At 32.8% G+C, this 14,095-nt stretch carries 15 protein-coding genes; 9 read left to right on the top strand and 6 right to left on the bottom strand.

Going from position 1 to position 14,095, the window contains the following annotated elements:
* The first annotated feature begins 91 nt into the window (after positions 1-91).
* Positions 92-739 (top strand): HD domain-containing protein, encoded by a 648-nt coding sequence (locus tag ACFSSE_RS01545; protein WP_379040893.1) that lies wholly within the window; start codon positions 92-94, stop codon positions 737-739.
* Positions 721-1,182, top strand: a complete 462-nt coding sequence (locus ACFSSE_RS01540) for a gamma-glutamylcyclotransferase family protein (protein ID WP_379100666.1) — start codon at positions 721-723, stop codon at positions 1,180-1,182. Before ACFSSE_RS01545 ends, ACFSSE_RS01540 begins: the two co-directional genes overlap by 19 nt.
* Here the strand turns inward: ACFSSE_RS01540 and ACFSSE_RS01535 are convergent.
* A complete protein-coding gene (locus ACFSSE_RS01535) occupies positions 1,157-2,023 on the bottom strand; it encodes a UbiA family prenyltransferase (RefSeq protein ID WP_379040895.1) in 867 nt (288 codons plus the stop codon). The two genes, ACFSSE_RS01540 and ACFSSE_RS01535, sit on opposite strands and share 26 nt — an antisense overlap.
* Positions 2,024-2,061: 38 nt before the next feature.
* Between ACFSSE_RS01535 and ACFSSE_RS01530 the strand changes: the two genes are divergently transcribed.
* The 6 genes from ACFSSE_RS01530 (at position 2,062) to ACFSSE_RS01505 (ending at position 7,862) form a co-directional block, all read left to right on the top strand.
* The gene (locus tag ACFSSE_RS01530; protein ID WP_379040897.1) at positions 2,062-3,168 is read left to right on the top strand and encodes a type III polyketide synthase; all 1,107 of its coding nucleotides are present in this window, start codon (positions 2,062-2,064) and stop codon (positions 3,166-3,168) included.
* Positions 3,161-3,856 (top strand): methyltransferase domain-containing protein, encoded by a 696-nt coding sequence (locus ACFSSE_RS01525; protein ID WP_379040898.1) that lies wholly within the window; start codon positions 3,161-3,163, stop codon positions 3,854-3,856. Before ACFSSE_RS01530 ends, ACFSSE_RS01525 begins: the two co-directional genes overlap by 8 nt.
* 55 nt (positions 3,857-3,911) lie before the next feature.
* A complete protein-coding gene (locus ACFSSE_RS01520) occupies positions 3,912-5,042 on the top strand; it encodes an NAD(P)/FAD-dependent oxidoreductase (protein WP_379040899.1) in 1,131 nt (376 codons plus the stop codon).
* Between the two features lie 20 nt (positions 5,043-5,062).
* Positions 5,063-6,121, top strand: a complete 1,059-nt coding sequence (locus ACFSSE_RS01515) for a sensor histidine kinase (protein WP_379040901.1) — start codon at positions 5,063-5,065, stop codon at positions 6,119-6,121.
* A 66-nt stretch (positions 6,122-6,187) separates the two neighbouring features.
* On the top strand, positions 6,188-6,829 hold the full coding sequence (locus ACFSSE_RS01510) for a DUF47 domain-containing protein (protein ID WP_379040903.1): 642 nt from the start codon (positions 6,188-6,190) through the stop codon (positions 6,827-6,829).
* A gap of 22 nt (positions 6,830-6,851) precedes the next feature.
* Positions 6,852-7,862: an inorganic phosphate transporter gene (locus ACFSSE_RS01505; RefSeq protein ID WP_379040905.1), complete on the top strand. Its 1,011-nt coding sequence runs from the start codon at positions 6,852-6,854 to the stop codon at positions 7,860-7,862.
* A gap of 58 nt (positions 7,863-7,920) precedes the next feature.
* On the opposite strand, the gene ACFSSE_RS01500 is transcribed toward ACFSSE_RS01505, so the two are convergent.
* From ACFSSE_RS01500 to ACFSSE_RS01490, 3 genes are read right to left on the bottom strand one after another with little or no spacing between them, the layout of a single operon-like run.
* Positions 7,921-9,087: an MFS transporter gene (locus ACFSSE_RS01500; RefSeq protein WP_379040907.1), complete on the bottom strand. Its 1,167-nt coding sequence runs from the start codon at positions 9,085-9,087 to the stop codon at positions 7,921-7,923.
* On the bottom strand, positions 9,088-9,612 hold the full coding sequence (locus tag ACFSSE_RS01495) for a DinB family protein (RefSeq protein ID WP_379040908.1): 525 nt from the start codon (positions 9,610-9,612) through the stop codon (positions 9,088-9,090).
* Positions 9,609-10,304 (bottom strand): YjjG family noncanonical pyrimidine nucleotidase, encoded by a 696-nt coding sequence (locus ACFSSE_RS01490; protein WP_379040909.1) that lies wholly within the window; start codon positions 10,302-10,304, stop codon positions 9,609-9,611. Before ACFSSE_RS01490 ends, ACFSSE_RS01495 begins: the two co-directional genes overlap by 4 nt.
* Before the next feature lie 104 nt (positions 10,305-10,408).
* Here ACFSSE_RS01490 and radA point away from each other — a divergent pair, with 104 nt between their 5' ends.
* Entirely contained in the window at positions 10,409-11,785 is a 1,377-nt protein-coding gene (gene radA, locus ACFSSE_RS01485) for a DNA repair protein RadA (RefSeq protein ID WP_379040910.1), read from the top strand.
* Between the two features lie 408 nt (positions 11,786-12,193).
* Here radA and ACFSSE_RS01480 read toward each other — a convergent pair whose 3' ends face one another.
* Both ACFSSE_RS01480 and ACFSSE_RS01475 read right to left on the bottom strand, forming a co-directional pair.
* Positions 12,194-13,150, bottom strand: coding sequence for a transglutaminase family protein (locus tag ACFSSE_RS01480; RefSeq protein ID WP_379040911.1), 957 nt, complete (start codon positions 13,148-13,150; stop codon positions 12,194-12,196).
* 9 nt (positions 13,151-13,159) lie between these two features.
* Positions 13,160-14,095 carry an alpha-E domain-containing protein gene (locus ACFSSE_RS01475; RefSeq protein WP_379040913.1) on the bottom strand — a complete coding sequence of 312 codons (936 nt, stop codon included), beginning with the start codon at positions 14,093-14,095 and terminating at the stop codon, positions 13,160-13,162.

The following is a 14,095-nucleotide window of genomic DNA, read 5'->3' as shown; positions in this document are numbered from 1 at the left end:
ACAAAAATCAGCCCTTAATTAATTACTTAAAAATCTTATTTTAAAAACCTAATTATAACGATATTTAAAACCTAGGTAAATACATCATAAAATGAACAATCAAATACAACTCACCCAAGATTTTGTAATAGAAGAATTAAAAAATGCTGAAGCAGGACATGATTGGTGGCATATAGAACGAGTATGGGAAAGCGCAAGAGAAATTGCAAAGCAAGAGAAAGTAAATTTAAAGGTTGTAGAATTGGCAGCTTTACTGCATGACATTGCCGACGCAAAATTCCACGATGGTGATGAAGAAATAGGGCCACAAAAAGCAGGCGATTTCCTTAAATCAATTAATGTTGATGAAGAAACGGTTGTGCATGTGCAAGAAATTATCAGAAACATGTCTTTTAAAAGCAGTTTAGGGGAGGTTAAATTTACATCGCCAGAAATGTTAGTGGTGCAAGATGCTGATAGATTAGATGCTATTGGTGCTATTGGGATAGCTAGAGCTTTTACTTATGGTGGTTTCAAAAACAGAGAATTATATGACCCAGCAATTAAACCAGCAATAAACCAAAGTAAAGAGGCTTATAAAAACACTACAGCCCCAACCATCAATCATTTTTATGAAAAATTACTGCTATTAAAAGATAAAATGAATACCTTAACCGGGAAGCAAATTGCCAAACAACGTCATGATTTTATGGTACTGTATTTGGAACAGTTTTTTGCAGAATGGGAAGGGAAACGATAATGGAAAATACTTTTTTATATTTTGGATACGGTAGTGGTTTAAACCTTACGATGGTAGAGTTTAGGGTAAACGAGCCTGTTAAGTTAATGGATAAAGGCGAATTGAAAAATTATGCTTTTAGGTTTAGTCGTAAAAACCCTGATGGTAGTGCAAGAGGCAATTTACAACCTGCTGAAAATGAATACACTTTAGGCTTATTATATCAAATTGATGAAAAAAAGTTTGAGCAGTTATCACAAACAGAACCAGAATACAATTTAAAAGAGTTTGATATTATTACAGAAAATGGAGTTGTAAAAGCCTTCGCATTTATTTGCTCGCATTGCGAAACAGGAATATATCCCGATTTAAAATATGTAGAAAATATTATTTCAGATGCAATAGCTCACAATTTTCCAGAAGATTATATTGAAAAAATTAGGTCGCAAGCACCAGCCAAGTAAAATAGCCAAGCATGGTAATACCACTTAATAAAGTCATGCGCATTGCATTAACAAAGTTTGCGGCTTTATTATCTTTTATCACTTTAAAAAACCACCAATTAAAATAAGCAAACAAAGGCAAACAGCAAGCGGCAAAAACATAAAAATTAAATAATTGCTCCTGCTTTAACCAAAAGTAACACATCAGGCTTAAGCCTAAAAAAAACACCAAGCCTGCAAACACAAAAGAGCCTTTGTAACCAAGCAATATACTTAACGTTTTATCGCCTCTTTTACCATCCTCACTGTGTTGGTAAATTTGAGTAAGCGGGTAAGAGGCTCCAATCAAACAACTACAAATTAAAGCAGGTATAAAATCATCGGCAGTAAATGCTATAAAGTCTGATGCAACGGCGGTATAAACTGTATAATAAATAAACCCTCCTTGAAAAATAAACACCACCAAAAAGCTAATAATTGGGTATTTCTTAAGCCTAATACTAGGGTGGCTGTATGCTTTAGAAAGGAAATTATACATTAAAACACAAACACCAAACTTAATATTTACCAATAAAGCCAAGAGCACACCAACCCATTCTAAACTAATTGCCGTAATGTATAAGGAGTAATTAACTTTAGGCGGCATTTTAATTAAAGCAATACTGCCTTCGTCTTTATCAAAAAAACTATTGTAGCCATTACTTGCAGGGTAAATAAATAAATGTAATATTAAAAAAACCAGTACGGCACTAGTATTGTTAACAATAGTAACATTAGCTATTGCAAACAAAAATACAGGCAACAACAGTAAAGAGAATGGCAACCTAAGGTGCAGTAATACAGATTTAAATCCTTTAGTCATTTAAAATATTAATAATCAAAATTATAAAAATAGATTAGATGACCAGCATCATATCAGCAATTGGAACAAGCAATCCTAAAAATAAGTTTTCTCAAGAGCAAATTTTTGAGTTTATGAAAGATGCACACCAATTAGATGAACAAAACGCAAGACGCTTACATAAACTTTATCAGGTTTCGGGTATTGATAAAAGACATTCTGTTTTAAATGATTTTGGATCAAAAAGAGGCAACTACAGCTTTTTTGGGAATGATTTAGGTTTAATGCCGTTCCCTACAACTGCACAAAGGGGCGCAATTTTTCAATCAAATGCTTTAAGTTTAAGCCTTTCGGCGATTGATGATTGCTTAAAAAAGCTCCCTGATTTTAAAATAAAAGAAGTTACACATTTAATCACCGTAAGCTGTACCGGCATGTATGCACCCGGTTTAGATATTGAACTTGTGGAAAGCTTAGGCTTAAATAAAGCTGTAGAACGTACTTGCATTAATTTTATGGGTTGCTATGGTGCTTTTAACGCATTAAAATTTGCCGATTATATTTGTAAAGCACAAAAAAAAGCCAATGTTTTAATTGTTAATATAGAGCTTTGTACCTTACATTTTCAAAAAGAAAATACTTTAGATAATTGGTTGGCTAATTCGCTTTTTGCTGATGGTGCATCGGCAATGATTGTTCAAAATGAAGAGAATACACAAAAAAAAGTATTTGAACTGCATACTTTTTACACAGAAGTAGTAACTACAGCAAAAAATGAAATGGCTTGGAAAATTGGCGATTTTGGTTATGAAATGCAACTCACCAATAAAGTTTCTAAAGAAATACAAACCGGTATTAAAAGCATTGCCAATAAACTGCTAGAAAAAGCTAATTTAACATTTAAAGATATTACATCTTATGCCATACACCCCGGCGGACGTAAAATTTTAGAAGTTTGCGACCAAGTTTTTGAACTTAAGAACAATGAAAATGATGTTGCGTATTCGGTTTTGAAAAATTATGGTAACATGTCATCTGCCACAGTAGTTTTTGTTTTGGATGAATTAAGTAAGAAATTAAAATCAAAAAAAGAGGAAGAATACATTTTGAGTTTTGCTTTTGGTCCGGGATTAACTTTTGAAAGTATGATTTTAAAACATGCCTAATTTTAGCCAAAGAAGTACCGAAGAAGAAATTATGGATAATTTCTCTTTACCTAAAGAGGAGATTGACCCAGTTTTAAAGGAGTTGGAAACCATTAATAAATTATTAGGCGGTTTTTCTGTTTTTTACGATGCCTTTGATAAAATTAACATCAGGATTGGTGATAGCATTTGCGATTGGGGTTGTGGCGGTGGCGATAGCTTAAAAGTATTAGACAGCTATTTTAGAAAAAAAGGTTTAAAATTAAATTTTATAGGTGTTGATGCTACGGCAGCAGCAGTTGATTATGCAAATAATGCCAATAAAAACTATCCAAATTTAAAATTTAGGTTGGCCAATGTTTTAACTGAACCTTTTAAAGAAAACGAGTTTGATGTGGTAATTAGTTCTCTATTTACACATCATTTTGATGATGATGCTTGGGTAGAACTGGTAAAGAAAATGATTGCTGCTTCAAAAACAGCGGTAGTCATCAATGATTTACATCGCCATCCTTTGGCATACCATTCTATAGGTTGGTTAACGCAATTGTTTTCTAAATCGGCAATGGTAAAACATGACAGTAAGCTTTCTGTATTAAGAAGTTTTAAGCGTACAGAATTAGCATATTTATTACAAAAAGTTGGTGCAAAAGACTATACCATTAAATGGATGTGGGCTTTTAGGTGGCAAATTATCATTTATAAATAAGGCGGAAAGCTGAAAGCAGAAAACCTTTATGGCGACTAATTGATTGAATATACAAATGAGTGCAAAAAAACCTAAAATTATAATTGTTGGTGGTGGCTTGGCAGGTTTAACCAGTGCAATTTTATTGGCAAAAAAGGATTTTGAAGTTGTACTTATTGAGCGTAAAAGCTATCCTTTTAATAGAGTTTGTGGTGAATATGTAAGTAACGAAGTTTTACCTTTTTTACAAAGCATCGGCTTTAAGCCTAATGATTATGGAGCCGCAAAAATCAATAAATTAGTCATTACATCGCCAAAAGGAAATTCGCTAAAAACTAATCTAGATTTAGGCGCTTTTGGCATAAGTAGGTTTGAGCTTGACATTGCTTTGTACCAAATAGCTTTAAAAGCTGGAGTTACTTTTTTATTAGAGCAAAAAGTTAACAACGTCACTTTCAAAGATCAAATTTTGGAAGTTGAACTAAATAATAAAACTTTACAGGCCGATTTAGTTATCGGAGCCTTTGGAAAAAGATCAAACTTAGATCAAAAATTGAAGCGTAATTTCTTTTATCAACGTAGTCCTTACGTTGGCGTTAAATATCATATCAAAACAGATTTTGCTAAAGACCTTATTCAACTCGATAATTTTAAAGGCGGATATTGTGGATTGAGTAAAATAGAAAAAGATTTATACTGTTTATGTTATTTAGCAGAGAATAAATACTTAAAACAATACGGTAGTATTGCTGCAATGGAAGAGAATATCCTCTACCAAAACCCACTTTTAAAAAATCATTTTAAAAATTCTCAATTTATTTGGGAAAAGCCCGAAACCATCAATGAAATATCTTTCGAAAAAAAATCTTTAATAGAAAACCATATATTAATGTGTGGCGATACCGCAGGAATGATTGCCCCACTTTGCGGAAACGGAATGGCAATAGCCATACATTCGGGAAAAATATTAGCTGAAGAAATTATTGCTAATTGCAGTAATGGTTTAACACCACAAAAAAGATTAAACCTAGAGGCGGCTTACGTTAAAAACTGGAATAATCAATTTGCATTACGCCTAAAAATTGGTCGAGGAATTCAAAATTTATTTGGCAATAACATATTGACTGAAATTGCTGTAGCAAGCTTGAAAAAACTCCCTTTTCTTACGCAAGAAATTGTGAAGAAAACTCATGGTAATTCATTCTAAAATAATATTTACCTTGCATTATGAAGTTACGTACCCTTGTTTTCATTAATGCCTTTGCGGTTGGTATTTCCATAGCTGCGGTTAACCTTTATTTCCAACATAATTGGTATTATTCTGGCGTATCTTTGGTAAGTGCAACCATTGTAAGCTACTTTGTTTTCTATTTTTTGATAGAAAAATACGTTTACTCCAAAATTAAAATCATTTATAAAATGATACATACTTTAAAACTAGGTAAAGATTTAAAGGATGCTTTAGGGGAATATGTTAGTCCAGACCCGATAAATGATGTTGAACAAGAAGTTAAAGAATGGGCTAGAGACAAAAAAATTGAAATAGACGATTTAAAAAAGCAGGAGAAATTTAGAAGAGAATTTCTTTCAAATATATCTCACGAATTTAAAACTCCACTTTTTGCAATCGAAGGTTATGTAGATGCTTTACAAGATGGGGGTTTAGAAGACCATGATTTGGCACACAAGTTTTTAGATAAAGTTTCTAAAAATGTAGAACGCCTAAGTTTCTTAATTAAAGATTTAAACGAAATATCTAAGCTAGAAAGTGGTGAAATACCCATTAACTATCAAAAATTTGAATTAACTGCCTTAATTAAAGAGGTAAAAGAATCTTTAGAGTTAAAAGCGGCAAAAAATAACATTTCCTTAATTTTTAAAGAAAAATACGATGTACCCACTTGGGTTTATGCAGATAGGGAAAAAATCAGGCAGGTATTGGTAAACCTCATTAATAATTCATATAAATATGGTAAACCAAACGGTACAACTGCCATATCTATATTTAGTTTACACGATCAGTATTTGGTAGAAATAACTGATGATGGTATTGGAATTAATGAAGAACATTTACCTCGGTTATTTGAACGCTTTTACCGTACAGACAGTAGCCGATCAAGAGAAATTGGCGGTTCTGGCTTAGGTTTAGCAATCGTAAAACATATTGTAGAGGCGCATCATCAAACTATAAATGTGAGAAGTACCCATAAATTAGGGTCAACTTTTGGCTTTACCATTCAAAAACATAAGGATGTTTTAAATATTCCGTTAATTAATCAAGACTAATACTAAAACTTAACATTCTGTTAACATTGGCGTGGTACTTTTGCAGTTCATAATATTGAACTAAAAATGAATAATATTTTTTCTTATTTCATCCCTAAAGACAGAAAATTTTTTCCTCTTTTCGAAAACGCAAGTGCTAACTTGGTAGAGATGTCTGTGTTACTTAAGCTTTTGGTAGAAACAGATGATTTAAAAGTTAGGTTGCCGCTGCACAAGCAAATTGAGCAATTAGAGCATAAAGGAGATGAAATTACTCATCAAGTTTATTTAGAGTTAAGCAAAACCTTTATCACCCCGTTTGATAGAGAAGATATTCATGCTTTAGCTACAGCTTTAGATGATGTTGCTGATTATATGCATGGCAGTTCAAACCGTATTTTATTATATAACGTTAACGAATCTACCGAGGCTATTAAAAAATTAGCTGAGTTAGTAGGACAAGCATGTGTTGATGTTGATAAAGCCATTAAAGAGCTTAAAAACTTAAAAAACATAAGACTTATTGCAGATTCTTGCGTACGTATTAACAGTATTGAAAACCAAGCTGATTACGTTTTTGACAAAGCAATTGGAGATTTATTTGACTTTGAAGACGATGCTAAAGTAATTATGAAGTATAAAGAAGTACTTAGTGGTTTAGAATCAGCCACGGATATGTGCGAAGATGTTGCTAATGTTTTAGAAACCATTTTGGTTAAAAACGCTTAAATTTTAAATATTAAAACAAAAAATGGTTACTACGCTTCTTGTTATTGTTATAATTTTAGCTATAGTTTTTGACTTTATAAATGGTTTTCACGATGCGGCAAACTCAATAGCCACCATTGTGTCAACAAAAGTATTAACGCCCTTTCAGGCAGTTTTATGGGCAGCAACTTTCAACTTTGCCGCTTATTTTTATTTTACAGATCATAAAGTTGCCGATACCGTTGCCAAAACGGTTTTTGCGCAATATATTACGCTAGAAGTTGTTTTATCAGGCTTAATTGCTGCAATTTCTTGGAATTTATTGACTTGGTATTACGGAATTCCATCTAGTTCTTCGCATACATTAATTGGTGGCTTTGCTGGCGCAGGTATGGCAAAAGCTTTAACACTAGGCGAAACTGCATTTAATGCGGTTAACTTTACCCCAATTATTAAAGTGGTATCTTTTATTGTCTTGGCGCCTATTATAGGTATGATAATAGCTGTAATTATTAATTTAATTATTATAAATCTCTCTAAAAATGCCAGACCATCTACTGCCGAAAAATGGTTTAAAAGACTTCAATTGGTATCTTCTGCTGCATTAAGTTTTACGCATGGCGGTAATGATGCTCAAAAAGTAATGGGTATTATTTTTATGGCTTTGGTGGCAAATAATGTATTAGATGTTAATTCGCCAATGCCGGAATGGATACCGCTATCTTGTTATGCTGCAATAGCATTAGGAACCATGAGTGGTGGATGGAAAATTGTGAAAACAATGGGTACAAAAATTACTAAAGTAACATCATTAGAAGGCGTAAGTGCTGAAACAGCGGGTGCGTTAACCTTGGGTATTACAGAACATTTTGGTATTCCGGTATCTACAACACATACCATAACAGGTTCTATTATTGGTGTTGGTTTAACAAAAAGAATATCAGCAGTAAGATGGGGAGTTACTTACAGCTTATTATGGGCTTGGGTATTAACTATACCTGTATCAGCAACTTTAGCAGGTGTTGTATTTGCAGTTGTTCATTACGTATTTTAAATAAAAATACCCCAATTATCTTCAATCCTTGCTTTTAAAAAAGCAGGGATTTTTTTTGTTAAAAGGTGCTCATTTTCTTATCCTTTAAACTAAGTAAGCCAAATATAGGACCTACTGCCAAAACCAAAAATAAATACTGAATACTCAAAAATCCTGAAAGCATTTGCATCAATTGAATGCTAAATATTGTAATGGAAAAGCCTATACAATTAACAATAGTTAGGGAAGTTCCTTTATTCTGAGGAGGGCAATTTTGTGCAACTAATGTGGAAAACAATGGAGAATCTGCGATAACAACGATAGCCCAAAAAACTAAAAACATTAATAATAAAATGCTATTTCCTAAAATAAACAGAGGCGAAAGCAAGCAACAAATTCCTGATAGAAATAAAGCTGATTTGGCAGTAAATTTTACGCCTAAACGCTGCGAAATAATACCACTAAAACCACAGGCCAAAAAGCCAGAACCAATAATAATAGCACTTAAAATACTAACATTTAATACGGATTGATTTAACTTGAAATTAGTGGAGAGTATTAATGGTAAAAAAGCCCAAAAAGCATATAACTCCCACATGTGTCCAAAATAACCTAAGGCGGCCTTTCTAAACTCTATCGTTTTAAAACTGGTGAATATTGCCTTCAATTTTATCTTACTGCCTGCTTTTCTAAATGGTCCATCTGGCACAAAAAAAGCAATTAATAAACCACCTAAAACAGTTAATATTGAAGTGCCGTAAATCACGTATTCCCAATTTAAAACTCCATTAAATAAGCCTTTAAGTAAATGCGGAAAAGCAGTACCTAATACCAAAGCACCCACCAAAAAGCCTAAAGATTTACCTAATCCTTTTTCTTCATAATCAGCAACTATTTTCATTCCCACGGGGTAAATTCCCGCTAAAAAGAAACCTGTAAAGAACCTGAATATTAAAAATGAGTAATCTTGCAAGTTGCTTATTGCCATTGCTAAATTAAAAACAGCTGCAAATAATGCGCTCACACTAAAAACTAAGGAGGGCGAAAACCTATCGGAAATACCTAATAAAGCAAAAACTAAGGTGCCAGCTATAAACCCAAATTGTACAGCACTGGTTAAATGAGCTAAAAAAGCACTATTAAAATTATAGGCTATAATTAAATCGGGCAAAACTGCATTACCCGCAAACCACAAAGAAGTACAAAGAAATTGCGCTAAAATAACAAGGTAAATATTGCGCTTCATTTAAATTGTTTGCAACATTTTTTCAATTCTTTTAATTTGCCTTTGGTGGTGTTTACTATGCACTAAAATAAAACGTAACCAAGCTTTGGCATCTAAATACCCTAACCGGGGATGTTTAACTTTATAATGAGGATTAAATTTAGAAAAGCCAACATGAATATCTTCTATTCGCTTTTGCAATTTAACCAATTGGTTAGCAGCATCTTCTTTACTAATTTTCTTTACCGCATCTGCCAAAACAGCTGGTACTTTATACTTTACAGGCGGAAAACGCCCAAAAAACAAAATTAACCTTACTCGCCAATCGGGTTTTCTAATTTTCAACTCTGCTGTTTTATTTAAGCATTTTTCAATAGCAATTACCGATAGAATATGAGCACTAAAAATATGAGCATAAACTTCTGAATAAGACCACTCACCTTGTTGCGGAGTTTTCAAGAAAACTTCCTCATTTACAGTTTTTAAAAAAGAACTATAAAATTTCAAAGATTGTAAGATGTTGTTCTGATCAGATTTTACACTCATAATAAGCTGGTTAACTCTTTTAAATGATTAATTTGCCAATTAACATCATGTGGTGCTTCGGCAAAATTAGGGTTAAAGTAAATGGCATCCATCCCAAAATTTAATGCACCACGTATATCGGCCTCAATACTATCTCCAATCATTAAACTCCCAATAACATCTGCCTGGGCGGTGTCTATTGCATGTTGAAAAATAGCTTTATCAGGCTTGTTAATGCCTATAATTTCTGATATAAATACGTTTTTAAAATAGGGGGTTAAACCAGTATTTAAAACTTTATGCTCCGTAGATTCTTTAAAACCGTTAGATATTAAATGTAAATGATACTTGCCTTGTAAATAACTTAACGTTTCATGTGTATGCGGAAAAAGATTGGTTTTAGTAGGACAAATATTGATGTAATCATCTTCAAACTGGTATGGAATTACCTCTTCTGAAAGCCCTAAATCTATAAATGTTTTTTTAAAACGGGTTTCTCTTAATATTTCTTTACTTATTTTACCCAAATGATAATCTGCCCAAAGCTGGTGGTTATTTCTGGTGTATGTTTCTATAAAAGTATCGCAAGAATTTAAGCCTAAATTAATTAACTTATAGCTGTGGTAAAGCTCGTTTAAAGTCTCTTCTGCGTTTTTATCAAAATCCCAAAGTGTATGGTCTAAATCAAAAAAGATGTGGTTGTATTTTTTCAAAACTAATTATTTTTCTGTTATGTAAATTTAAGATAAAATACCAAATCAAGCTCATATTTGAAATAAACCTTACATTTACTTTTGTAACAAAATCACAAAAGAAATTGGCTAAAACTAAAACTTCTTATTTCTGCCAGAGTTGCGGATTTGAATCTGCTAAATGGTTAGGGAAATGCCCATCATGCCAGCAATGGAATACATTTGTAGAAGAAATTGTTGAAAAAGCATCTAAAAACGTACCCGATTGGAAAACAAGTACGCAAATATCAAGGGTTAATAAACCTGCTAAAATACAAGAGATTGTTTATACCGAAGACCATCGGTTAATAACACCTGATAAAGAATTAAACAGGGTTTTAGGTGGCGGAATTGTTAGTGGATCTTTGGTTTTAATTGGTGGCGAACCAGGTATTGGTAAATCAACGTTAATGTTACAATTGGCTTTAATTATTCCAAATATTAAGGTTTTATATGTTTCTGGCGAAGAAAGTGAACAACAAATAAAATTAAGAGCAGAAAGAATTTTGCCAAAACCGGTTTCTGATTGCTACATTCTAACAGAAACATCAACCCAAAATATTTTTAAGCAAATTGAGGTTTTAGAACCTAATATTGTGATCATAGATTCTATTCAAACCCTTCATTCGGCACACATAGAATCTACTCCGGGTAGCGTTTCACAGGTTAAAGAATGTACTGCCGAATTATTACGTTTTGCAAAAGAAAGTAATACACCTGTTTTTTTAATTGGGCACATCACAAAAGACGGTATGATTGCTGGACCAAAAATATTAGAACACATGGTTGATACTGTTTTGCAATTTGAAGGCGATAGACATCATGTTTACAGAATTTTAAGAGCTATTAAAAACAGGTTTGGCGCAGCTTCTGAACTTGGTATTTACGAAATGCAAGGAAGCGGTTTAAGGGAAGTTTCCAATCCATCAGAAATATTGTTATCGCAAAGAGATGAACCTTTAAGTGGTGTTACTATTTCTGCTACCATGGAAGGGATGCGCCCAATGTTGATAGAAACGCAAGCTTTGGTAAGCACTTCGCCTTATGGTACTCCACAAAGATCTGCAACGGGTTTTGATACCAAAAGGATGAATATGCTTTTGGCTGTTTTAGAAAAAAGATGTGGATTTAAATTAGGCGCAAAAGATGTTTTTTTAAATATTGCTGGTGGAATAAAAGTAGAAGACCCAAGTATTGATTTAGGTTTAGCCGCGGCAATCATATCATCAAACGAAGATATGCCTGTACCATATAAAGTTTGCTTTGCAGCAGAAATTGGTTTATCAGGAGAAATTAGAGCGGTTACACGTATTGAACAACGCATTGCAGAAGCTCAAAAATTAGGTTTCGAGCAGATTTTTATATCAAGCTATAATAAAAAAGGACTTGATTTATCTAAATATACAATAGAGATAAAAACAGTATCTAAAATAGAAGAGGTTTTTAGTTTGTTGTTTGGGTAAAGTTATTTAAATCAAAAATTTCTTTTGACATTAAATAACTTTACCTAGCCCACAGTCTTGCCTGCTCTCATGCCGAGCAATGGCAGATACTTTTTTTCGGCAAAAAAGTATCCAAAACCCAAGCGTAAGCGAACACATGAAATCCTATAAAAACAATAAATAAATTGAATAAACTCTCGCCTACGCCTGATGCTATGAATGGGAGTACTTTAACTTCTTCATCTTAACCGCACCAGACAAGGGCGAACTTTAAGGTAATTAAAGTTTCTGTTAAAACTTAAACGAGTAATAAAGTTTAATGAGATAGTTGAAGTATCTACTTATTACTTACAAAAAACGCTGTTAAAATTCATGCAAACATCAACAGAATTTTCTAATACCCTAATAGTCAGACTACTCTTCTTCTTGTTATTGTTGTTGTTGCTCTTGCTGCATTTCTATAAATTTTCTGTAAGAATTTGACGGAGCATCTTGTTCTATTAACTCAATTTTTGCTTGCTCTAATGATGGTATTTCTTCGTTTTCATAAGCAACGGTTACTTTTACTTCTAAAGAATGTTTTGATGTACCCTTATAAGTTCCTTTAACAGGACTACAGTCTATGAAATTACGACCCACAGCTAACCTTACATGCATATCTTCAACAACACAATTATTTGTGGGATCCAAACCTAACCAACCATAATTTGGTAAGTAAGCCTCTACCCAAGCATGTGTTGCACCCTCTCCCCTCATTCCGTTTTTATTTGCGCAAATGTAACCACTAACATACCTTGCGGGGATACCCATGTAGCGCAACATTACTAATAAAATATGGGCAAAATCTTGACAAACACCCGATTTTAATTTCCAAATTTCATCAACAGTTGTTTCTACAGTGGTAATTCCTTTAATGTATTTAAAATTTTTGAAAATGTAACTGCTCAGGTATTTAGCAACTTCTAAAGGAGATTTGGTTTCCTTTTGTTGTAAGTTAATTGCACTTAATATTTCTGCTTGTACATTAAAACTTTCTTGCTTTAAAAAATTGATATATGGTATTTCCTGTGCAGATCTTCTTAAGCTTTCCCAATGCGTTTGATGAAAAATATCAGTTTCTGGAAGTGCTTTTTTAGTAACATTTACCTCAACAATAGACTCAATTTTTAATTGATTATGTGCATTTGGATTTGTAAATGTTGCCACTTCATTCCCATAATAATCAATAAAAACATCTACTGTAGGGTCGCCAGTAATTTTTATTTGTTGTTCTAATACCTCTTGCTGTTCATCCTTTATAGGGAAAAGCATAATTTGATTGGCACTATCATAAACCAAAGAATTGTAAGAATAGGTGGTAATATGGTGTACTGTAAATTTTGGCATTTTATAAGTTTAGTTGAAAGCGAAATAGTAATGGTTTAATGAATTTCCTATTGCAAGTAACTCTTTTTTTATGTAAAACAAGTATTCTTTTAATCCATTTTCTTCTAAATCTTTTAAGTCTGAGTATCTGATATAGCTTTCTAATTTACCAATCATAAAACTTATTGCTTTATAAGCTTCGCTGTTGCGATCTGTTTTTAAGGTCTCAAAAGATTGTTTTAATCTTTTGACAGAATACACAATAGATCTTGGAAAGTGTTCGTTCCAAACAATCTGATGTAATATATTTCTCGAATCTAAAGCAGATCTGTAACTCTTTAAAAATATTTCGTACCCTGATATAGAAAGTAAAAGGTGTTTCCAATAGGTTGGGTCTGTAGGCTCTTCAAGAGAGTAATTGAGTTCGCTAAACTTTACGTTTAAAATATCAACAGATTGTATTGCCCTTTCTAAGTACTTCCCTATGTTCATAAAATAATAACCTTCTCCTCTGGCCATGGTAATTTCGCAAGTGCCATAATAGTGCATTCCTTGTTGTACCAAATTATCAAGTACAGTAACGGGGTCGTCATGCTTTAAAGCAGTACCAATATTTTCATTTCTTACAGCATGGTAATACTCATTTAAACACTGCCAAAGCTCTTTAGTAACATTATCCTGTACAGAACGGGCATTTTCTCTTGATTTACTCACTAAATTTAAAACCGAGTTTTTATTTAGTTTTTCTGTTACCATATACTGTAAAACTTTACGTCCTTCGTGTTTAGTTTCTTCTATGGTAATTGGCAGCATATCAGTAAAAATCATTAACACTGGCCGCCAGCTAAATTGTTCAAACTCATCCTGAGAATAAGCATAATCTACTCGTAATAGTCTTAAAATACCATCGCAACGCTCCATATATCTCGACATCCAGTATAAGGAATTGGCAACTCTACTTAACAT

The organism is Pedobacter alpinus, from assembly GCF_042684645.1.
Lineage (GTDB): Bacteria > Bacteroidota > Bacteroidia > Sphingobacteriales > Sphingobacteriaceae > Pseudopedobacter > Pseudopedobacter alpinus.
This window is presented reverse-complemented; position numbering and strand designations above follow the sequence as displayed.